At 71.3% G+C, this 21488-nt stretch carries 21 protein-coding genes; 13 read left to right on the top strand and 8 right to left on the bottom strand.

What is annotated here, in order from left to right; genetic code table 11:
* Positions 1–172 precede the first annotated feature (172 nt).
* Positions 173–760, top strand: coding sequence for a GNAT family N-acetyltransferase (locus KVA01_RS08245; protein WP_141269708.1), 588 nt, complete (start codon positions 173–175; stop codon positions 758–760).
* 86 nt (positions 761–846) lie between these two features.
* Here KVA01_RS08245 and KVA01_RS08240 read toward each other — a convergent pair whose 3' ends face one another.
* Positions 847–1527: a hypothetical protein gene (locus KVA01_RS08240; RefSeq protein ID WP_141269706.1), complete on the bottom strand. Its 681-nt coding sequence runs from the start codon at positions 1525–1527 to the stop codon at positions 847–849.
* 349 nt (positions 1528–1876) lie between these two features.
* Between KVA01_RS08240 and KVA01_RS08230 the strand changes: the two genes are divergently transcribed.
* Both KVA01_RS08230 and KVA01_RS12615 read left to right on the top strand, forming a co-directional pair.
* The gene (locus KVA01_RS08230; protein WP_141269704.1) at positions 1877–2953 is read left to right on the top strand and encodes a 2,3-butanediol dehydrogenase; all 1077 of its coding nucleotides are present in this window, start codon (positions 1877–1879) and stop codon (positions 2951–2953) included.
* Between the two features lie 271 nt (positions 2954–3224).
* Positions 3225–3905, top strand: coding sequence for a hypothetical protein (locus tag KVA01_RS12615; RefSeq protein ID WP_068469654.1), 681 nt, complete (start codon positions 3225–3227; stop codon positions 3903–3905).
* A 335-nt stretch (positions 3906–4240) separates the two neighbouring features.
* Here KVA01_RS12615 and KVA01_RS12700 read toward each other — a convergent pair whose 3' ends face one another.
* The 5 genes from KVA01_RS12700 to KVA01_RS08200 form a co-directional block, all read right to left on the bottom strand.
* On the bottom strand, positions 4241–4933 hold the full coding sequence (locus KVA01_RS12700) for a hypothetical protein (protein ID WP_174805716.1): 693 nt from the start codon (positions 4931–4933) through the stop codon (positions 4241–4243).
* Positions 4930–5721: a glycosyltransferase family 2 protein gene (locus KVA01_RS08215; RefSeq protein ID WP_233438810.1), complete on the bottom strand. Its 792-nt coding sequence runs from the start codon at positions 5719–5721 to the stop codon at positions 4930–4932. The genes KVA01_RS12700 and KVA01_RS08215 overlap by 4 nt, the downstream gene beginning before the upstream one ends.
* A 53-nt stretch (positions 5722–5774) precedes the next feature.
* Positions 5775–6299, bottom strand: a complete 525-nt coding sequence (locus KVA01_RS08210; protein WP_068469658.1) for a methylated-DNA--[protein]-cysteine S-methyltransferase — start codon at positions 6297–6299, stop codon at positions 5775–5777.
* Between the two features lie 76 nt (positions 6300–6375).
* Entirely contained in the window at positions 6376–7131 is a 756-nt protein-coding gene (locus KVA01_RS08205; RefSeq protein ID WP_068469660.1) for an alpha/beta hydrolase, read from the bottom strand.
* A gap of 51 nt (positions 7132–7182) precedes the next feature.
* Complete coding sequence (locus tag KVA01_RS08200; protein WP_068469662.1) at positions 7183–7632, bottom strand: pyrimidine dimer DNA glycosylase/endonuclease V; 450 nt, start codon at positions 7630–7632, stop codon at positions 7183–7185.
* A 122-nt stretch (positions 7633–7754) separates the two neighbouring features.
* Between KVA01_RS08200 and KVA01_RS08195 the strand changes: the two genes are divergently transcribed.
* The 5 genes from KVA01_RS08195 (at position 7755) to KVA01_RS08175 (ending at position 14967) form a co-directional block, all read left to right on the top strand.
* The gene (locus KVA01_RS08195; RefSeq protein WP_068469665.1) at positions 7755–8453 is read left to right on the top strand and encodes a DedA family protein; all 699 of its coding nucleotides are present in this window, start codon (positions 7755–7757) and stop codon (positions 8451–8453) included.
* Between the two features lie 176 nt (positions 8454–8629).
* Positions 8630–9835: an aminotransferase-like domain-containing protein gene (locus KVA01_RS08190; RefSeq protein WP_068469667.1), complete on the top strand. Its 1206-nt coding sequence runs from the start codon at positions 8630–8632 to the stop codon at positions 9833–9835.
* Positions 9836–9878: 43 nt separating this feature from the next.
* On the top strand, positions 9879–11636 hold the full coding sequence (locus KVA01_RS08185) for a choline/carnitine O-acyltransferase (protein WP_141269700.1): 1758 nt from the start codon (positions 9879–9881) through the stop codon (positions 11634–11636).
* 129 nt (positions 11637–11765) lie between these two features.
* Positions 11766–13136 carry an MFS transporter gene (locus tag KVA01_RS08180; protein WP_141269698.1) on the top strand — a complete coding sequence of 457 codons (1371 nt, stop codon included), beginning with the start codon at positions 11766–11768 and terminating at the stop codon, positions 13134–13136.
* Between the two features lie 169 nt (positions 13137–13305).
* Entirely contained in the window at positions 13306–14967 is a 1662-nt protein-coding gene (locus KVA01_RS08175; RefSeq protein WP_141269696.1) for an amidohydrolase, read from the top strand.
* 12 nt (positions 14968–14979) lie between these two features.
* Here the strand turns inward: KVA01_RS08175 and KVA01_RS08170 are convergent, their stop codons facing one another.
* Entirely contained in the window at positions 14980–15420 is a 441-nt protein-coding gene (locus KVA01_RS08170; protein ID WP_068469674.1) for a PaaI family thioesterase, read from the bottom strand.
* 246 nt (positions 15421–15666) lie between these two features.
* Here KVA01_RS08170 and KVA01_RS08165 point away from each other — a divergent pair, with 246 nt between their 5' ends.
* Positions 15667–16575, top strand: coding sequence for an AraC-like ligand-binding domain-containing protein (locus tag KVA01_RS08165; RefSeq protein ID WP_170221140.1), 909 nt, complete (start codon positions 15667–15669; stop codon positions 16573–16575).
* 74 nt (positions 16576–16649) lie between these two features.
* Here the strand turns inward: KVA01_RS08165 and KVA01_RS08160 are convergent, their stop codons facing one another.
* Complete coding sequence (locus tag KVA01_RS08160; protein ID WP_068469678.1) at positions 16650–17150, bottom strand: hypothetical protein; 501 nt, start codon at positions 17148–17150, stop codon at positions 16650–16652.
* A gap of 194 nt (positions 17151–17344) precedes the next feature.
* On the opposite strand from KVA01_RS08160, the gene KVA01_RS08155 reads away from it, so the two are divergent.
* The 4 genes from KVA01_RS08155 (at position 17345) to KVA01_RS08140 (ending at position 21457) form a co-directional block, all read left to right on the top strand.
* Complete coding sequence (locus tag KVA01_RS08155; protein ID WP_141269692.1) at positions 17345–18751, top strand: aldehyde dehydrogenase family protein; 1407 nt, start codon at positions 17345–17347, stop codon at positions 18749–18751.
* Positions 18752–18801: 50 nt separating this feature from the next.
* The gene (locus tag KVA01_RS08150) at positions 18802–19650 is read left to right on the top strand and encodes a transporter substrate-binding domain-containing protein (protein ID WP_141269690.1); all 849 of its coding nucleotides are present in this window, start codon (positions 18802–18804) and stop codon (positions 19648–19650) included.
* A 334-nt stretch (positions 19651–19984) separates the two neighbouring features.
* On the top strand, positions 19985–21073 hold the full coding sequence (locus KVA01_RS08145) for an oxidoreductase (protein ID WP_068469683.1): 1089 nt from the start codon (positions 19985–19987) through the stop codon (positions 21071–21073).
* A 45-nt stretch (positions 21074–21118) separates the two neighbouring features.
* The gene (locus KVA01_RS08140) at positions 21119–21457 is read left to right on the top strand and encodes a hypothetical protein (protein WP_141269688.1); all 339 of its coding nucleotides are present in this window, start codon (positions 21119–21121) and stop codon (positions 21455–21457) included.
* Positions 21458–21488 lie beyond the last annotated feature (31 nt).

Raw genomic sequence — 21488 nt, 5'->3', positions numbered from 1 at the left:
ACGAAGCTGACGCACGCCGCGGTCATGGAGTGCGACGTGGTTCTCCCATACTGTCAGCACCCTTGGGGGTGGGCATACACCTGTAGGGAGGCAGTCGCTGTCCTGCGGGGTTGTGAACCCGTCAGGGGCTGCGCCCGCGGGCCGCGCGGCGTCGTCGTGAGACAGTGATCCCATGACGTGGACACCGGTGACACTGCGCGGGCGGCTGGTCCGCCTGGAACCCCTCAGCCGCGAGCACCTGGACGGGCTGATCGGGGCCACCGAGGACGGGCGCATGTGGGAGCGCTGGTACACGAGCGTCGCGGACCCGGACGGGATGGCGGCGGCCGTGGAGCAGCGGCTCACGTGGCAGGACGAGGGATTCATGCTGCCCTTCGTGACCGTGCGGCAGGCGGACGGCGCCGTGATGGGGATGACCACGTTCTACGACCCCCAGTGGGCGGTGCCGCGCGTGAGCGTGGGCCACACGTGGAACCGGGCCTCCACCCACGGAACGGGCACCAACGCGGAGTCCAAGCTGCTGCTGATGACCCACGCGTTCGAGGAGCTCGGCTGCCAGTGCGTGCGCTACGAGACCAGCTGGGCCAACCAGCAGTCGCGCACCGCCATCGAACGCCTTGGCGCGCACCTGGACGGTGTGCTGCGCGCGGACCGGTTGGAGCGCAACGGGGTGCTGCGGGACACCGTGGTGTACTCGGTCCTCGCCCACGAGTGGCCCTCGGTGAAGACCGGGTTGGAGGCGCGGGTGGCCCGGCGCTGAGCCCGCCACCCCAGGAGAAACGATGGCTCAGTCCGTTCAGTGGCTCGCGCTGGCGATTGCCGGGCTGGTGGTCCACAGCCGGATCGTCACGTGGGTGCGCCCGAGGTGAGCTGCTGTGCGGAGGGCGCGTGAGCGGCGTCGTCGTCCGGCAGGCGGACGGAACTTGTCAGGGCGGTGAGGCTCGGGCGGCGCGGGGTGGAGCTGAAGCCGAAGTCCGGGGCGGGGGTCATGTCCGTGAGGGGGCCCAGATCATGGCCGCCCCACGTGGCATGCGAGAACGTGATGGTGTGGAGGTCGTGCGCGGAGTACCACTCGGTGCGGCCGCCGCCCGCGGTGCCCAGCGTGCGCACGCCGGGCATGACGCGGCGCGCCACCGGATCCGTGAGGCGGGCGAAACCGAGCGACGCGCCGAGCGGGCGCGGCACCGCCTGCAGGAGGTACCCCAGCGGTGCTCGCGGGCCCACGCTGAACTGCCAGGCGAGGGGCCCGGCGGTGACCGTCCAGCGCGAGCCACGGGAGAACCCGGTGCGGGTCACGCTCACGGGCACGCGGGTGACGGCGTCGAACGTGTAGGTGGCGGAGACGAACTCGGCGACCCACGGGTCCGGGGCGAGCAGCTCACGGCGGCCGTCCGGGTGCGCGACCATCACGTCCGCGAACGGCCCGTGCGGGGTGCTCGACCAGCAGCCGAGGACAAGGCGCGTGCCGCCTTCGGTTCCGACGCCGGCGATGTGGCCCGTGAAGCGGTGGGTGGGGGAGGAGGTCATGGGGCCAAGGGTAGTGAGTGCGGCGGCGCAGAGCACCGGTCGCCAGGTGGTTGGGGCTCAATGAGTCCGTGATGTCGTCCTGGCTGAAAACATATGTTCGAGTGCTGAATGTCTGTGCTCACCACGGTCGTCTCTGAAATGTTGGCCTGGGAGTGCACCCCGCCATTCCCGCCGGCCGTTGCGCTGAGGCCCAGGGGAATGTTCGAGGGCTGGGCGGATGATGCTTTCTGGCGTGACTACCTCCCACAACAGATGTCCTGAAGTTTCGACCGCATGATCGGCGCCGCAAAAGCATAAAATTGGGGGCAGGACGCGGGACGTCCGCGTCCGCCTATGGGAGGAACCCTTCATGAGAGCGGCACGCTACTACGGACGCAAGGACATTCGCATCGACGACCTGCCCGAGCCAGAGGTCGGACCCGGCATGGTGGGAATCGATGTGGCCTGGTGCGGCATCTGCGGCACGGACCTGCACGAGTACCTCGAGGGTCCCATCTTCTGCCCCACGCCGGACACCCCGCACCCCATCTCGGGCGAGACGTCCCCGGTCACGTTGGGACACGAGTTCTCGGGCGTCGTGTACGCCGTTGGCGACGGTGTGGACGACGTGGAGGTCGGCCAGCACGTCGTCGTGGAGCCGTACATCATCGGCGAGGACGTGGACACCGGTCCGGACAGCAGGGACTACCACCTCTCGGAGAACATGAACTTCATCGGCCTGGCCGGTGGCGGCGGCGGTCTGGGGGAGAAGATCTCCGTGAAGCGCCGCTGGGTGCACCCGATCTCCAACGAGATCCCCCTGGACGAGGCCGCTCTGATCGAGCCGCTGTCGGTGGGTTACCACGCGGTCGAGCGCTCCGGTGCGAAGGCCGGCGACGTCGCCCTCGTGGGCGGCGCGGGCCCCATCGGTCTGCTGACGGCCGCGGTCCTCAAGGCCCTGGGCGTCACCGTGGTGATGTCCGAGCTCAGCCCGCTGCGCCGGCAGAAGGCGGTCGAGGCCGGTGTCGCCGACTACGCACTGGACCCCCGGGAGACGGACGTGGCTGAGGAGGTCCGCAAGCTCACCAACGGCAAGGGCGCGGACGTCGCCTTCGAGTGCACGAGCGTCCAGGTGGTCCTCGATACCCTCATGGATGCACTGCGTCCCACAGGGGTACTTGTGGTCGTCTCCATCTGGGGCAAGCGTGCGGACTTCGACATGCACAAGCTGGTCATGAAGGAGATCGACCTGCGGGGCACGATCGCCTACGTGAACTCGCACCCCGCGACCATCGCGCTCGTGGAGTCCGGCAAGATCGACCTCAAGCCGTTCATCACCGGCAAGATTGGCCTGGAGGGCCTGGTCGAGGAGGGCTTCGACACTCTCATCAACCGCACCGAGACCGCGGTCAAGATCCTGGTCTCCCCCTCGGGCGAGGGTCTGTAGCCCTTATCAGGCCCAGTCCCCACGGACAGGCATGCGGCGGCCCCTGCGACGTTCTTCGTCCCGGGGTCGCTGCCCCTCTCTGGGCGGGTTCCCGGGACGGGTTGACCCGTTGCCGACGTCGCACGCGCACCTCCCGCGCTGTCGCCACCCCTCACCGGCACACACCCCACAGCCCCCGCACAGCCGCCGCCAGCACGGGCCACACCTGCCGTTCCTACCGTGGAAGCACGGGCCGACAGCCCGCAAGGAATCCACGAAGGAGAGTGCGACCATGACCACCAGCGCGTACGGATCCGCCCAGAGCACGGACGCCGTGACCCGGTACCGGTACCTGCTGTCCACGAGCAGCCCGGAGCAGATCGAGAAGGCCCACGAGGAGGCGTTCGCGGCGATGACGCCCACCGAGCGTCAGGAGGTTCTTGCCGCGCTCGCTCGGAACGGCGAGTCTCCCGCGGACACGTCCTCCGCGTCGCTCGCCCGCTCGGCGACCCGCCTGGAAATGCGCCAGCCGGGGAGCATGAGCAGCCTCATGGGCTCGCTCGGCGGGGGCGGTACGGTCCTGGCGTCGCTGGCGGCCGGGTTCGTCGGCTCCGCGGTGTGGAGCGGACTCACGGGCGGCGACGGTGTGGGCGGGCGTCCCGGGCTGCTCTCCCGACTGTTCGGTGGTGGCCGTCGCCCGGGCGGGCTGGGTGGACTCTTCGGCGGCTCCTCGTACGGGAGCGGCTACGGCGACGACCAGGGCTACGGCTCCTCCCGCGGCGGCCACCGCGGCGGGTTCTTCGGCGGCGGCGGGTCCGTCCGCGAGAGGGGCCCCGGTGGTCCCGACGGCGGATCCGGCGGTTTCGGGGGCCCGGGTCGTGGTGGCCCCGGCGTCGGTCCCGGTGGGGCCCCCGGCGGTCCCGGCGGTCGCGGCCCGGGCGGAATGGGCGGTGGCGTGGGCGGCAGCTTCTGAACCGCCCGCCCTTTCAACGACCAAGGCTCCCCGACGCGCCCGGAGCCCTGGCCGACCACCAGGAAGTGCCACCCATATGCATTCAATTGTGGACAACTTAGAAGCGAGCAACTAAACTCAATCGCGGCCTTTCCCGGCGCGTCCAGGATCCCGTCCCGGTGTCGTCGGTGGAAGGCAGCAGCACGCCTGCACCGGAGGTACCCTCTGCCCGAGGCAATGGAGTTCCGCCGTTGCTGAGGACCGCGTTCGACGCGAGACTCGGTTCTTGGGGGATCGAGACTCGCCGCGTGGGAAACCGTCCCGTGGGCGTGCTGCCCTGGGGGCGGGACGGGCCGTCACCACGGCCGTCGGTGGAAACCCACGAGGGCCGCTCCCAGCACCCCGGCCACGATGTCTCCGAGGGTGTCCAGCGGCGGGATGTGGATCTCCGGCGTCACGAACAGGAATCCCAGCAGCTCCATGCCTTCCCACACCACTGCGATCACGAGCCCCACCGCTCCGCGGAGCACGAACGGCTGCCACGGCCGGGAGGGGACGCGCTCGCGGGAGCCGAGACGGACGCGGAGGTCGGAGGGCGGGGATCCTGCGCAGGACGCCCGGGCCTCCGTGCGGTCTGGCATGCAGCTTCTTCCCGACGCCGACGTCGCCGCCAACGCCGGGGACGACGCCGCGGCGGGCGGCCGCGCCGTCGTGAGCTCGGTGCCCGGGGCACCCCGCGTGAGCACCCGGTTCCACCACAACCACACGAGCGCGTGCAGCGCGGCGCAGTGCATCACCAGGTCCCACCACCAGATCGCGCTGTAGACCTGCTCGGCCGCGCTCAGTGCCGCCGTCAGCAGGACCAGGGAGACCACCGCGCGTGGCAGCGCAGAGCGGAACCACACGAACGCCAGCACCTGTCCGAGCCCCGCGAGCAGCAGCACGGCCACGTCCACCCACCGACCCTCGAGCGCGTACCAGCCGGCGGCGACCAGTGCGGTGAAGCACAGCACCCCGCCGAGGGCCTCGCGTGTCTTCTCGAGGCTCATCTCGGACCGCCCTGCCCAGGGGCCCGCCGGGCCGTGAGGCGGCGCCCCCACCGCTGCCACGGCCGCTCCTCAGCCCAGTTGGTGAGCAGGGTGGTGGCCGCCATGCGCAGCTGCCGGCGGATGCGTGCGGGGGAGACGACGGCGCGCCACGAGACCACCGCCACGCTGCCCGGGTCCATGACCACGCGTTGGTGGGGCTGCACACGGAAGCTGAGGTCGAAGTCGTCGTGCACCCCGGCGTCGCGGTGCGCGTGGGCCGACACCTGCTGCCACCACTGCCGTGTGAAGGCCATGTCGGAGCCCCACAGCGCCCAGTGGCCCAGCGCGGTTCCCGCCACGAGCCGGTACGCGGTGATGTAGGCGGCACCCACGACCCGCCCGAGCCGGGGGTGCCGCGGCCCGAAACGGGCGATCCCTGACGCCGCCACGACCTCCCGGCCTCTTGGAACCCCGTGAGGCTCGGAGGAGCCCGCGGGGAGAACCGCCCCCGCCGCGATCAGGACGCGCACGTGCCGTTCGACCCATTCGGGCCCGGGCACGCTGTCCGAGTCGCAGCGCAGGATCACGTCCCCCCGCGCGGCGTCGTAACCGGTGGCCGCCGCGGCGGCGACGCCGCGCACCGGCTCCACCACGCACCGCACCTCGGGGTGCCGGGCGAGGACCGCGGGCAGGGCGTCCGTGGAGCCGTTGTCCACCACCACGATCTCGTCGGGCGGGCGGGTCTGGCCGCGCAGGGCCCGCAGGCAGCGCTCCAGGTAGGGGGCGTCGTTGCGCACGGGGATCACCACGCTGCACCGGACGCCGTGCTCCGGCCGCGTTCGAGCCACTCCGCCGTCCGTCGTCATGCGCCGGGGCGGGAGTCCCCGGGGCGCTCGCCGCGTTCCTCGCGGGCCAGCAGCGCCCGCTTCACGTCCTCGCCCCACGCGAATCCACCCAGGGACCCGTCCGCGCGCAGCACCCGGTGGCACGGCACGAACAGCGCCACCGGGTTGCGGGCACACACGGATGCGGCGGCCCGCACCGCCTGCGGGTTCCCCAGCTCGGCCGCGAACTCCGTGTAGGTCAGGGGGTGGCCGGGAGCGATCCGCCGCAGCGCCTCCCACCCGGCGACCTGGCCGTCCGTGCCGTGCAGCACCACCGGGACCGTCGTCACCGTAGCGTGCTCGCCGCGGTAGTAGGCGCCGACGGCGTCCAGCGCGGTCACGGTCCCGGCCTCCACCTCGGTGGGCCGGTGCTCGGGACGCACGCGGGAGAGCACATCCTCGACCGAGTCCGTCCATCCGGAGGCGAGCACTGCGCCGTCGGCACCGGCGACCGCGGTGAACGGCCCGTCCGGGGTGTCGATGGTCTGGGAGAAGTGGGTCATGAAAGGACGCCCTCCGTGGTGGTCGTGCGGAACAGGGGTGGACGAGGAGACGGGACACGGTCCCGGGCCCGTGGCCTCAGAGGATCCCGGCGAACGCGTGGGAGACCTCGCGGGCCACCAGACCGGTCATCTCGTCGTCGGGGACCGACGCCGTGCCGTCCCCCGGCTGGGCGCCGTAGTCCCCGAAGCTCGCGTGGTTGGCGCCGCTGACCTCCACGACCTCGGCGTCCTCGGGGAGGTTGCCGCGGGCGCGCATCACCTTCTCCGGTGTGGAGAGCCCGTCGTTGCGGCCGTTGATGCTCAGCGCCGTGACGGTCGTGTCGGAGAGGTTCGAGGCGCAGTAGGAGGCCAGGAGCAGCAGGCCTCGGTTCTCCTCGTCGGCGATCTGGCACGCGCGGACCCCGCCCATCGAGTGCCCGCCCACGATCCACGTGCCCACCCCGGGAGCCAGGTTCGTGAAGGTGGACAGCTCCCGGCGGTCGAACAGCGCGAGGTTCAGCCACGGCTTCACGATCACCACCGTCATCCCCTCCTGCGTCACCAGCCCGGAGAGCCGGGCCGCGTAGGCCTCCGGCTCCACCTTGGCACCGGGGTAGAAGACCAGCCCCGTGGAGGCGGCGACGGTGGTCGCGGGCCGCAGCGCCACGGCGTCGTCGTCCTCCGTGAAGGCGATCCCGGGATCCGAGCGCACGCCCTGCAGCGGGCGCGGTTCCGCGGCCATCACGCCGGTGCGGGCCCAGACGAGGAACCCGAGGAGCGTCAGGACGATCAGCAGCAGGAGGGCGATCCCCGCGGCGCGGAGCCATCGTCGGGAGCGTGCGCGGGAGGGCATGAGCCGATCATAGGGCCCGCCGCCCGGCACCCACTCCACCCCTGCGGGTTCTCAGTCCTTGACCCGCTCCCAGGACGCGACGGGACCGTCCACCCTGGTGAAGAGGGGGTGGGGCGGAGCGTCCTCTGCGGGCACGCCTTCGAGTGTCGACACCGCCCACTCCGGGTCCCGGCCCAGCACCTTCTGCCGCAGGAACGCGAACTCGTACGCCAGCTGCCCGCGGGTCACCGTCAGGCACTGCGTCGACTCCCCGGCGGGGCGCTCCAGGCGGGTGCGGTCGAAGGAGTAGCCGCGGTGGTTGGCCTCGTCCGCGATGCCGTGCAGGTACGCGACCACCGTGCCCACCGGATCCTCCGTGGCCCGGAAACGCTCCAGCTGGGGGTGGTTCGTGTACCCCTTCGTGCGGCCGAGCAGCACCTTCTGTGCGAGCAGGCCCTCCCGCCAGCAGGCCACGAGGGCCCGGCGGTCGAGCAGGGACGGGTGAACGGACCACAGACGCATGCACCCATTCAAACGCATCGCCCCGGCGGACGTTCACCGAGGGTCCGGGCAGCTCCCAGCCGCACGGCAGTTTGCTCCCGTACCGTGGTGGGCTCCCTGACGACCACGTGCGGAGAACACCCATGTCCCTGCCTGCCACCCTGGCCGCCACGCCTTCCTCCCTCTCCACCTCCCCCGAGGCCCCCGACGGCGCCTCCCAGCTCTCCGGCATCTCCGGGTGGGCGGTGGACGTCATGGAGTCCATTGGCGCCCCCGGCGCGGGCCTGCTCGTGGCCCTGGAGAACCTCTTCCCGCCCCTGCCGTCCGAGGTGATCCTCCCGCTCGCCGGCTTCACGGCGAGCCACGGGTCGTTCACCCTTGCGGAGGCGATCTTCTGGACGACCCTCGGCTCGGTGGTGGGCGCGATCGCCCTGTATTGGCTCGGTGCGGCGCTCGGCCGGCACCGGCTGCGGCGGATCGTGGCGCGGATGCCGCTGGTGGACCTCGCGGACCTGGACCGCACGGAGGAGTGGTTCGTGCGCCACGGCCGGGCCACGGTTTTCCTGGGGCGCATGGTTCCCGTGTTCCGCTCGCTGATCTCGATCCCCGCCGGGGTCGAGCGCATGCGCTTCGGCGTCTTCGTGCTGCTCAGTGCCGCGGGCTCGCTCGTGTGGAACACGGTCTTCGTGCTCGCCGGGTACGTGCTGGGCGAGAACTGGCACGTCGCGGAGCAGTACGCGGGGGTCTTCTCGCGCGTGGTCCTCGTGACGGTGCTCGCGGCGCTCGCGTGGTGGGTGGTCCGGCGGGTGCGCCGGAACCGTCGCCGCGACGTCCTGGCCTGACGGGGACGACGACGCCGTCCGCCCCGTTCGCGCGGCCCGTTCCGCTCGCTCGTGGGGCCCGGGCCCGCGCGTCGGCCTGACCCCGCGGGCCGGTCGGCCTCCCGCGCCCGCCCGGCCGCCGCGCACCCGGCCCGACCGCACGCCGTCGGCCCCGGTGCCGGTGGGATACTGGCGGTATGAGTACTTCGGAGACCTTCTCGTTCCCCATCGCCGACCGACTGGCGGGGGTGGACTCCTCGCCGGTGCGCGACCTGCTGGAGGTCGTCAACACGGAGGGGATCATCTCCTTCGCCGGTGGTGTTCCGGACCCCGCGTACTTCGAGGTCGAGGACGTCCGGGACGCCTACGCCTGGGTCTTCGAGCACCAGCCGCAGCGCGCCCTGCAGTACGCCTCCAGCGAGGGGGAGCCGGAGCTGCGCGAGCAGGCGGCGCTCCGGATCAGCCGTGACCTGCCCACCACCGCGGAGCAGATCCAGGTGACCACGGGCTCGCAGGAGGGGCTGTTCGTGGTGGCCCAGGCGCTCGTGAACCCGGGGGACACCATCCTGGTGGAGCGTCCCACGTACCTGGCCGCGGTGCAGGCCTTCGACCTCAACGGCGCGCACATGGTGGGTGTGCCCACGGACGAGCACGGCGTGCTCCCGGACGAGCTGGAGCGGCTCATCGGGGAGCACGACCCGAAGTTCGTGTACCTCATCCCGTCCTTCCAGAACCCCTCCGGGATCTGCATGTCCATGGAACGGCGCCGCGCGGTCGCTGACGTGCTGCTGCGCACCGGCACCGCCCTGGTGGAGGACGACCCGTACGGCGAGCTCTGCTACACGGGCGAGCCCATGCCGCCCATCGCGTCCCTGCCGGGGATGTCCGCGCAGACCATCCTGCTGAACTCTGTCTCCAAGATCATCGCGCCGGGTGTGCGCGTGGGGTGGATGCGCTCCGAGGGGCCCATCCAGTTCACGCTCACGGTCGCCAAGCAGGCCATCGGTCTGCAGTCCCCGGTCCCGGACCAGCTCGCGGTGGCGCGCTACCTGGAGACCGCGGACGTGGAGGCCCACCTGGACCGCGTGCGTCCCGTGTACGCCGAGCGGGCGAAGGCCATGTACGCCGCGCTGGAGCCCGTGCTCCCCGACGGCGCGCAGATCACCCGCCCGGACGGCGGCATGTTCCTGTGGGTGCGCCTGGGCCACGGGATCGATACCACCCGGCTGCTGCAGATCGCCGTGGCGGAGGGGGTGGCGTTCGTGCCGGGCGCCTCCTTCTACGCGCACGACCCGGACGAGTCCACCATGCGGCTCTCGTTCGTGACCCACGGCCCGGACGTGATCCGCGAGGGCGTGGAGCGGCTGGCGAGCGCCATCGAGAGGTACCAGCGCGAGAACTGAGTTCCACCCCAGGGCCTGCCCCACCCACCGAAAGGACCCCGCCATGAGCGTGAAGCCGCTCCCCGTGCCGCCTCTGGGCGAGACGCTTCAGCGTTTCCTCACCGCTGCCGAGCCCCTCGTGGACGCGGAGACGCTCGCGGCGACCCGTACCGAGGTCCGGCGGTTCGGGTCTGAGGAGGGCCCGCGGCTGCAGGCCGCCCTCGAGGGCTTCGCCCGCTCCGAGGACGCCGAGGGGCGCAGCTGGCTCTCCTGCCAGTGGTTGGACGGCTACCTCACAGTCCGCACGCCCCTGCCCCTGACCACGAGCGTGGGCTTCCAGATCACCGGGGACTTCGGGGCGCCGGGCGTGGGTCGTGCCGCCGAGCTCGTGTACCGGGCGGCGTCCGTGCACTTGCGGCAGGTCCGCCGGGAGACCCCGCAGGAGGTCGATCCGCGCGGCAACCCCGTGGACATGACCCAGTGGGAGTGCCTGGAGGGAGGCATCAGGCACCCCCTTCCGGAACGGGACGAGATCCGCAGACCGGGCTGGGCGGCGTCGTCGTCACCGCACAGGGAAACCACGGCGGAACCGGCCCCCGCCGCCGTTCCGGAGATCGGCGTGATCCACCGCGGCAGGCTGTACGCCCTGCCCATCGGCACCGCGCAGCTGCGGCCGCTGCCCCTGCGCTCCGTGGCCGAGGCGCTGCGGGCCGTCGTGGAGCGGGACGAGCCGCGCGAGACCGAGCTGCCCTTCGGCGCGCTGTCCTACCTGGGCGGCGAGGTGGCCGCGCCCCTGCTGGAGCGGCTCACCGAGGTGGAGCACAACCGCGAGGTCTACGAGCGGCTGACGCGGATGCTGTTCGTGGTCAACGTGGTGGAGGCGCGCGCGGAGGTCGTGGAGCACCTGGAGCGCTCCGCGTTCGAGGTGGGCCACGCGTGGGCGTACAAGCCCATCACGTACGAGGTGTGCCTGGAGGACGACTGGCTTGCCATGCACGTGGAGCACAGCACCGTGGACGGCGCCACGATCCTCGCGGTGGCCGGCGCGCTGCAGGAGGTCGTGATCCCGGACGAGGAACCGCCCGCCCAGACCCCCGAGCCCCGCGCGCTCACCTGGGAACGGGACTCCACCCTGCGCGAGGAGCTCGTGGCCGCGACCGCCGCGTACCGCAGCGAGGCCGCCCTGCTGGGCGTGCACCGCGTGTTCGTGCCCCGGCTGCACCGCGCCGAGCGCCCCTTCCGCATCAGCGACGACGCCGCCCAGCAGCTGATCATGCTGCTCGCCCAGGTTGCCACGTACGGCAGGCCCCGTGGCGTCTACGAGGCCGTGGACATGCGCGAGTACCAGGCCGGGCGCACCGAGTGCCTGCGCCCCGTCACCCAGCAGGCCGTGGCGTTCGTCCGCGCCCTGCACGAGGGCACCGCCACCGAGGAGCAGTTCACCGCCGCGCTGGACACCCACCGCGCCTGGGTCAAGGCGTGCAAGAGTGCCCACGGCGTGGACCGCCACCTGCTGGGACTCGCCACCGTGGCCGCCCAGCGCGGCGAGGAGTCCCCGTTCTTCGAGCTCCCCGCGCTCGCCGCTATGCGCCGGGACTTCCTGTCCACCACGTCCATCGGCAGCTCGGACCGGATCGTGCGCTACGCCTTCGCACCCACCACGCCCGAGGGCTTCGGGGTCACCTACACCACCCACACGGACGGCTACGAGCTCTGCGTGAACTACCGCCGGGACACGAGCGAAGACCTCGAGGGCTTCGCGCACAACCTCACGGCGGCCGCCGAGACCCTGTGGGAGTTCGTGCGCACGCTGCGGGGCTGAGGCGGGGGCCTTCCCTCGCCAGTTGACGGGGTGCGGAGCAGGTCACATAGTGACATGACCAGGGTCACGACGTCGCGAACGATCGGGAGCGCGCGGGCCCGCCCAGCCGTCCCCGACCCAGAGGTCCGCATGTCCCCCACGCCCGAGAGCCCCTCCGAGACCGCCCCGGTGCGCGAGCACAACCCCCGCAAGGCCCGCCGCGCGCTGATCGGCGCCTACGTGGGGACGTCCCTGGAGTGGTACGACTTCTTCCTGTTCGGCACCACCGCGTCGATCGTCTTCGCGCCGCTGTTCTTCGGCGGGGAGGACCCGGCGCTGAAGGTCATCCAGTCCTTCCTGCTGTTCGGCATCGGGTTCCTGGCCCGCCCCGTGGGCGCGCTGCTTGCCGGGCACTTCGGGGACCGGCTCGGGCGGCGCACCATCCTGATGGTCACCATCGTGGTGATGGGCCTGGCCTCCACGCTGATCGGTGTGCTGCCCACCTACGAGACGGCGGGGATCGTGGCGCCGGTCCTGCTGGCCGCTCTGCGGTTCGTGCAGGGCATGGCCGCGGGCGGCGAGTGGGGCGGGGCCACCCTGATGGCCGTGGAGAACGCACCGGAGGGCAAGCGCGGCTTCTACGGGGCTGTCGTGCAGCTGGGCTCTCCCACCGGCACCATCCTCTCCTCGATGATCGTGGCCGCCGTGGTGGGGCTGTCCGGGGAGAAGTTCCTGGAGGGCGCCTGGCGCATCCCGTACCTGATCTCCATCCTGCTGGTCGTGGTGGGCGTGTGGATCCGGCTGCGCGTGGACGAGACCGACGACTACAAGGACGCCCAGGCCGCCCGCGCCGCCGCACCGGAGGTGAAGGAGGGCCTGCCCGCCGTCGAGATCGTGCGCACCGTGCCCGGCCGGCTGCTGCTGGGCATCGGCACGTACCTCTTCGGCAACGCCGGGTTCTTCGTGCTCACCACCTTCATGATCAGCTACGCCACCGGCCAGCTGGGTGTGCCCTCCACGGTGATCCTCACGGCCATCACGTGGGGCGCGGTCGCGGAGATCATCACCATGACCATTGCCGGCAAGATCGCGGACCGGACCTCGCCCTCCATCGTGGTGGTCGTGGGCTACGCCATCGCGGCGGTCCTGGCGTTCCCCATCTTCTGGCTCGTGGACACGCGCAGCACCGCGCTGATCACCGCCGCCATGGTCCTGGGCATCGGCTTCGCCTCCATCCCGTACGCCCCGGTGGGCACCGTGCTGACGCAGCTGTTCCCGGTGAAGGTGCGGTACTCGGCCATCGCCCTGTGCGCCAACATTGCGGGCGTGGTGGCCGGGTTCATGCCCGCCCTGGCCGCCTGGATCCTGGGCGCCACCGGCGGCACGTCCCTCGGGCCCACCCTGCTGCTGCTCGCGCTCGCGCTGATCTCCCTGGTCTCGTCGATCTTCGCGCGGCGGCTGATCCGCCGGGACGAGGCGCAGAACGTGGACCAGATCTCCGGCGACCTGCTGCAGCGCTGACGACGCCGCCGCACGGCCCGCAGGCCGTCGGGCCGCGCCGCAGAACCGAAGCACAGGGCTGACCGACGGACCGGCCCGCCGCACCGAGCCGCGGACTCGGATGTCCCCCCGGGTCCCGAGCCGCCGGACGGGGCCCGGCCCGCATTCCACCAACCCCCAGGAGACCCCCATGGAGCAGCCAGCCACCCGCAGCGTCACGGTGCTCGACGCCGTCGTGCACCGTTCCGAGGGGCGCTTCGAGCGCGAGCCCCAGGGGGTCGTGGTCGAGGACGGCGTGATCACGTTCGTGGGGGACCCGCAGGAGGCACGACGCCGCACGGCCCCCTCCGTGCCGGTCGTCGACGCGGGCGGGCGGTACCTCGTGCCCGGGCTCATCGAGACCCACGGCCACCCGGGCCTCTACGCGCGGCTGGCGCTGAACGCGGACTGCCGCCCGGCCACGACGCCGCGCGCGGGCGACGTCGTCACCGCCATCCGTGAGGCGGCGGAGGGCGCCGAGCCGGGGGAGTGGGTGGTCGGCTGGGGCTACGACGAGCACCGCATGGACGGCCCCGGGCCCACCCGCGCGGACCTGGACGAGGCCGCCCCGGACCACCCCGTGTACCTCAAGCGCACGTGCGCCCACATGGCCCTGGTGAACTCCGCGGCACTGGAGCGGATGGGTGTCACGGCGGACACCCCGGACCCCTCCGGTGGGCGGATCGTGCGGGACAGCACCGGCGAGCCCACGGGTCTGCTGCAGGAGACGGCGATGTCCCTGGCGGACCTGTCGGACAGCGGCCCGCGCGAGCTGCTGGACGGGATGCGCGTGGCGCAGCGGGACTTCGCGGCGTGGGGTCTGACCACGGTGCACGACATGAGCACCGGGCCGCTGGAGATGGGCACGTACCTGCGGCTGGAGGAGGCCGGGGAACTGACCACGAGGTTCCGTCCGTGGTACTTCGCACTGAAGCTGGGCGACTTCCACGGCAGCTACGACGAGGTGATCGGCACCGGCATCCGCAGCGGGCTCGGGGACGACATGGTGCGGATCCAGGGCATGAAGTTCATCCTGGACGGCTCCGTGGGAGGGCAGACCGCGGCGGTCGCGGAGCCGTTCGAGGGCGGTGACTCGTGCGGCATCCTCTACTACGACACGCCGGACATCGCCCCCATGGCGGCCCAGGCGCTGCGCAACGGGCTGCGGCTGGCCATCCACGGCATCGGCGAGCGCGCCGTGGCGCAGGCCCTGGACCTCATCGAGGGGGCGGGCCGGGAAGTCGCCGCGGAGGACGACGACGCCGAGGCCGCCTACCGCTCCCTCGTCACCTCCCGGCGGCACCGGGTGGAGCACTGCGCGCTGCCCACCGAGGAGGACCTGCGGCGGCTGGTGGAGAACCGGATCGTCGCGGCGTGCTCCACGGCGTTCGTCCACGAGCTCGGGGACTCCTACTGCCGGAACCTCGGCCCGGAGCGCATGGCCCGCACGTACCCCATGCGCACGTTCCTGGACCGCGGGATCCTCGCGCCCAGCAACTCGGACTTCCCCGTGACCACCGCCAACCCGTGGTTCGGGATCTCCGCGTGCGTCACCCGCACCACGGTGTCCGGGCAGGTGGCCGACACCGTCCAGAACATCACGGTGGCCGAGGCGCTGGACGCCTACACCGTGGAGGCCGCGAAGGCGTCCTTCGACGAGGACCGGCTGGGCCGCATCGAGGAGGGGTTCCTGGGGGACCTCGTCCTCCTGGACCGCAACCCGTTCGACGCGGACCCCTCCGAGCTCAAGGACATCGCAGCGGAGCTCACGGTGTGCGACGGGCGGATCGTCCACCGCGCGGACGCCGTGTGAGCGGAGCTCCGCTCAGGCCTGCACCTGCGTCTTCGGGGCCGGCGGGGTGGTGCCCTGGCCGGTGAAGTAGGCGACCACGACGCCGTCGGCCTCGAGCGCGACGTCGCAGATCTGGTTCCTGCCGAAGCTCACCCGGCGCGTGGCCGTGGCGGTGACGGTCTGGCCCTTGTGGGCGGGGGCCGTGAACGTGATCTCGGCGTTGCGGGTCACGATGGGTGCGCCGGCGGTCGCGCAGCAGTACGCGAGGGTCGTGTCCGCGAGGGTGAAGAGGTAGCCGCCGTGGCAGATGCCGTGGCCGTTGGCCATGAAGTCCTCGACGGTCAGGGACATGGTCACCCGGCCCTGCTCGATCTCGCCCAGCTCGATGCCCAGGTGCACGGGGGCGGGGTCGTTGCGCAGGATCTCGTGGAGGAGTTCCCGGATGGCGTTCATGTCGTTCGGATCGGCGTACATGGGCGTCCTTCGGTGTGGGCCCGGAGGCCGTGGAGAACCGCCACCGTGCGGGTGGCGAGCTGACATGTGAACACTGTAGAGCCACGCCCGGCGTGACCCCGGCCCGCGTACGATGCGGTGCAGGCAGAGCACGTGGCAGCGCGGAGAGGGGCGGTCATGCCGGAGGCACGGGAGCGGGAGGGAGCCGGAGCACGCCCGCGGGGTGAGCATCCCGGCCGCGCGTCGGGGCGGTTCGAGGACCTCACCATGGCGCAGTGGGGGGAGACCATCAACGCCTCCTTCGCAGCCCTGGACATCACCGCCCCGGTGGAGTCCGCGTTCCGCGCGAACCTGAGCACGGTGGAGCTGGACGACGTCCACCTCTTCGACATGGTCACCACCGCTCACCGGGTGGTCCGCAGCCCGGACCTCGTGGCGCAGGACGCCGGGGAGTACCTGAAGCTGAGCCTGCAGCTGGAGGGCGAGGCCCGGCTGAGCCAGGACGGGCGGGACTGCGTCCTCGCGCCGGGAAGCCTGGGCCTGTACGTGGCGTACCGGCCGTACGAGCTGGTCTTCGACGGCCCCCAGCACAGCATGGTCATGACGTTCCCCCGCTCCGTGGTGCACCTGCTGCCCGCCCCGCTGGACACCGTCACCGCCCACCGGGTGAGCCAGGACGAGGGTCTCGGGCGGGTGGCCGTTCCCATGTTCCGCAACCTGGCCGAGAACATGGACCTGCTGCACGGCCCGCACGCCATCAAGCTCGTGCGCTCCGCCCTGGACATGCTCGTGAGCGTGCTCTCCGCTGAGGTTGTGGAGCCAGCCCCGGGACAGGCGGGGGACCTGCTCGTGCAGCAGGCCACGGCCTACATCGACGACCACCTGGCGGACCCGGAGCTCTCACCGGGCTCCGTGGCCCGCGCCCTGTACGTCTCCGTGCGCCAGCTGCACAGCCGCTTTGCCGCGCAGGAACTCACGGTGGCCGCGCACATCCGGGCGCAGCGCCTGGCCGGGATCCGCACCGCCCTCGCGGATCCCGCCCAGTGCCACGACACGGTGCACACCATCAGCGCCCGCCACGGCCTGGTGGACCCCGCCCACGTGAGCAAGGTCTTCAAGGCCGAGTACGGGGAGACGCCCTCCGCCTACCGCCGCCGCGTGCGCGCGGCCTCGTAGCAGCGCAGGAGCACGACGACGCCCCAGCGCCGGTCCCAGGAAGCTGGCGCGGCGGCGGCGTCGTCGTCGAGAATTCAGGCGCGTTCGGGGACCACCGGGATCTCCTGGGACTCGGGGATCTGGCCCACGTGGGACATGGCGTCGTAGACGTCCGGGCGGGTGTGGCGCAGGATCTCGCCCCAGATCAGGTCCACAACGCCGGAGCCGATGATGATCCCCGGCAGCACGACCACCAGCGGGGACGGTCCCTCCACACCGATCAGCAGATCGAAGTTGGAGAGCACGAGGAGCGCGAGCGCTACGAGCGCGACCGCCGCGATCACGGGCGCCACCACGCGCGGCCAGATGCCGCGGCCGTGGTGGTCCCGGGCGAACCGGACGACCACCGCGATCGGCGTCACGGCCAGCAGGAACACGAGTCCGGACGCCGCCGCGTTGGTGAGCCACGTGGAGAGCGTGAGCACGGGAAACATCTCGCCGAGCTCGGAGCCGACGCCGGCGATCGCGAAGACCGCGTTCACTACCAGCGCGGTGGTGGACGGGTGGCGTCTCGCCAGCGTGGTGGGCTCGGACACGGGGGCTCCGAGGTCAGGTGGATTGGCCCACTGGTTGTGGGATGGCTCACACGGTTGTCTGTTGTCGCTCAGCGCGCCGCGCTTGTTCCTGACTGCTGAGCGTCCGTCCGCCCGGGCACCCGGGCGTGATCCACGGCACAATGAGGGCAGCTGCCCGCGCTCGCTGGCGCCACCACGAGTCTGAAGGAGTCACCGTGTCCACCTACCAAGACCTGCTCTCCGCCGTCACGGATCCGTCCGGCCGCGAGATCCTGGACCCCGCCACCGGTGAGCTGGTGGGCACCGTCCACGAGTCCACCGCCGCCGAGCTCGACGACGCCGTGGCCGCCGCCCGCGCCGCCCAGCCCGAGTGGGCGCGGCTGGGCCACGAGAAGCGCTCCGAGTACCTGCACAAGGCCGCGGACGCCGTCGAGGGCAACGCTGAGGCGCTCGCCGAGCTGCTGTCCCGCGAGCAGGGCAAGCCCGTGAAGAACGGCCCGAACGCGGCGTTCGAGGTGGGTGGCTGCTCGGCGTGGCTGCGCGCGAGCGCGGACTTCCCGCTGGAGCCGGAGGTGCTCGTGGACGACGAGTCCGGCTACGCCGAGATGGAGTACGTACCGCTGGGCGTGGTGGGAGCCATCGGGCCCTGGAACTGGCCCATGATGATCACGGTGTGGCAGGTGGCGTCCTCCCTGCGCATGGGCAACACCGTGGTGGTCAAGCCCTCCGAGTACACCCCGCTGTCCGTACTCGGGCTCGTGCACGTCCTCAACCAGGCGCTGCCCGCGGACGTGCTGCACGTGGTGCCCGGCGGCGGAGAGGTGGGCAAGGCGCTGTCCACCCACGAGGGCGTGGACAAGATCATGTTCACGGGTTCCACCAGCACCGGTCAGGCCATCATGCGTTCGGCTGCGGACGGTCTGGCGCGTCTCACGCTGGAGCTCGGCGGCAACGACGCCGGGGTGGTTCTGCCGGACGTGGACGCCACGGCCGTTGCGGAGGGCCTCTTCTGGGGCGCTTTCATCAACACGGGCCAGACCTGTGCTGCGCTCAAGCGCCTCTACGTGCACGAGGACGTGTACGACGACGTCTGCGAGGCCCTCGTGGCGGTGGCGCAGCAGATGCCCATGGGCAACGGACGCGAGGAGCAGAACGTGCTCGGTCCCCTGCAGAACAAGCAGCAGTACGACATCGTGGCGGGTCTCGTGGAGGATGCCAAGCAGGGTGGTGGCCGCGTGCTCATGGGCGGGGACCCGGATCCTGACCAGCCCGGCTACTTCTACCCCACCACGCTGGTGGCGGACCTGCCCAACGACAACCCCCTGGTCACGCAGGAGCAGTTCGGCCCCGCACTGCCCATCGTGAAGTACGCGGACGTGGAGGACGCCATCGCGATGGCCAACGGCCTGGACGTGGGGCTCGGGGCCTCCGTGTGGAGCTCCGACACGGAGAGGGCCGTGGCCGTGGCCCAGCGGATCGAGGCCGGCACCGTGTGGATCAACAAGCACGGCACCGTGGATCCCCGCATCCCCTTCGGCGGCATCAAGAAGTCCGGCTTCGGCCTGGAGTTCGGCGTCGAGGGGTTGAAGTCCGTGGCAGCCAGCAAGGTCATCTCCCGTTGAGCCTGCTCCACCCCACACATCGACCGGGGCGTCGACCAGGAGGAACGCGCATGAGCAGGCACACCACGGCAACGGCGGTGTTCACGGGGCTGGCGCTCACGTGCGCACTGACCGGGTGCGGAGCGCAGGAGGGCGGCGGTGCCGCGTCGTCGGCGTCTGCGGGCGCCGGGGCGTCGGTCGCGCCGGCCGCCGAGAACTCGCGCCTGGGACAGGTGCTGCGGGACCGGAAGATACAGGTGTGCACCACCGGGGACTACCGGCCGTACACGTACAAGGACCCGAAGACCGGGCAGTGGTCCGGGATCGACGTGGACATGGCCCGCAGCCTGGGGAAGTCCCTGGGTGCGGAGGTGGAGTTCGTGCAGACCTCGTGGGCGGACGTGGTCGCGGACATGGACCGCAGCTGCGACATCGCGGTGGGCGGGATCTCCTACACGACCGACCGCGCACAGAAGGCGGCGTTCAGCGACACGACCTCCCCGGACGGCAAGACGCCGATCGTGCGCTGCGGCGAGGAGGACAAGTACGCCACCGTGGCCGTCATCAACAAGCCCTCCGTGCGGGTCATCACCCCCGTGGGCGGGACCAACCAGAAGTTCGCGGAGAAGAACTTTCCGGACGCCAAGGTCACCGCGTACAAGGACAACAACACGATCTTCGACCAGATCACCCAGGGCAAGGCTGACGTCATGGTCACGGACGCCTCCGAGACCCGCTGGGTCGCCCACACCCACCCGGAGCTGTGCTCGGTCCACCCGGACAAGCCCTTCGACCACTTCGACAAGGGCTACCTGCTGCCGCAGGGGGACACCGTGTGGGAGGAGTACGTGGACAACTGGCTGGACATCGCCAGCCAGGACGGCACCAAGGCCGCCGCGGAGGAGAAGTGGTACGGCTGAGCAGGAGCCTGCCTGCAGGAACAGGGGAATGACCGGTTCCTTCGACGGGCCCCCACGGGGAGACGGGCCCGCGACCACTCGTCAGGGTGGGGCGGGCCGGGTTCGGCGTGACTGCGGGCAGGTTTTCTCTCGCCGACCCCCTCCTGGATGCCCACCAGGCACGACGGTGCGGGCGGCCCAGGTCTCGGGTCGTCCGCACCGTCGTGGGTGCCGGAGGCCACGAGCTTCCCGCGGGAACTTTCCGGGGGAACTGTGGGCGGGGGAATAGTGATGCGGGGAAGCGTGTTGGCCCTGATGACCAGTCAGTAGACCTCGTTCCGACGGAGGAAAACCCGTGCCCAGTCTTTTCGACCCCATGACCGTGGGTGCCGTGCACGTGAAGAACCGCGTGGCCATGGCGCCGCTCACCCGTATGCGCTCCGACGAGGACGGCGTGCCCAAGGATATGAACGTCGAGTACTACGCGCAGCGTGCCTCCGCGGGGCTCGTGGTCACCGAGGGGACGTTCCCCGCTGTGACGGGCCGCGGCTTCTGGGGCCAGGCGGGGATCGAGACGGCCGAGCAGGCCCTCGGGTGGTCCCGCGTGGCGGAGGCCGTCCACGACAAGGGCGGGGTGATGTTCTTGCAGGTCATGAACGCCGGGCGCGTCTCCCACCCGGAGCTCACGGGTGGTCCGCTGCCCGAGGCGCCGAGCGCCGTCGGCATCGACCAGTCCATCCACGTGCCCAGCGGCAAGCAGGCAGTGCCCACTCCTCGCGCACTGGAGACGGACGAGCTGCCCCGGATCCGTGAGGAGTTCGTCGCCGCCGCCCGCCGCGCGGTGGACGCCGGGATCGACGGCGTGGAGGTCCACGGCGCCAACGGCTACATCCTCCACGAGTTCCTCGCGCCGTCCGCCAACCACCGCACCGACTCCTATGGCGGCTCGCCGGAGAACCGTGCGCGCTTCGTGGTCGAGGTGGTGCGCGCCGTCGCCGAGGAGATCGGCGCGGACCGGGTAGGCCTGCGGATCTCGCCGGAGCACAACGTCCAGGGCGCTCTGGAGGACGACCATGAGGACGTCCGCGCCACCTACGCCGCGCTGCTCGCGGGCCTGCGCGGGTTGGGTCTTGCGTACCTCTCCGTACTGCACCGGGACATCGACGGCCCCTTCGTCCGCGAGCTGCGCGAGCAGTTCGACGGCGTCTTCTACCTCAACAGCGGGTTTTCCGAGTACACCGAGCTGGCCGAGGCGGAGCACATCATGGCCGCGGACCTGGCAGACGGCGTGATGGTGGGCCGCGAGCTCCTCGCCAACCCGGACCTCGTGGAGCGCTGGCGCGACGGGCTGGCTCTGAACACCCCGGACCCCGAGACCTTCTACCTGGGGGGTCCCAAGGGGTACGTGGACTACCCGTTCGCGGACTCGCGCGTCCGGGTGTGACACGGCAACCGTGGGAAAACGCTGAATACCCGCAAAGGTAAGCCGATGCTTACCTCCGATTTCGAGGGTGCGTCCGGCGCGCAGCGACCCAAGCCCGCGCTGTTCAAGGTCGGGGTTGGCCTGTTCATCCTCTACCCGCTGCTGCTGGCCACTGCCGCGCTCACGGCGTTTGCGCCACTGAGCGGAGGCACGCGGGCGATCATCGTCACGGGCATCCTGCTGACGTCCAAGGGAACCTTCATGCTTGCCACGGTCCGCGTGGGCAAGGAGGCGTACCAGGCGCTGACGGCGAAGTTCAGGGGCCGAAAGCGCCCGTGGGCTCAACGGCGGTGCAGTAGAGCGCCGCGCCTACCGCTACAAAAAACTGAGCAGATGCAGATTTGAGCCCCGAAATCAGCATCTGCTCAGTTTTTGC

The sequence above is a fragment of the Kocuria varians genome, assembly GCF_006539885.1.
In the GTDB taxonomy this organism is placed as follows: Bacteria; Actinomycetota; Actinomycetes; order Actinomycetales; family Micrococcaceae; genus Kocuria; species Kocuria varians.
The sequence above is the reverse complement of the archived record's forward strand: the minus strand, read 5'-3'. Positions and strand labels throughout refer to the sequence as shown.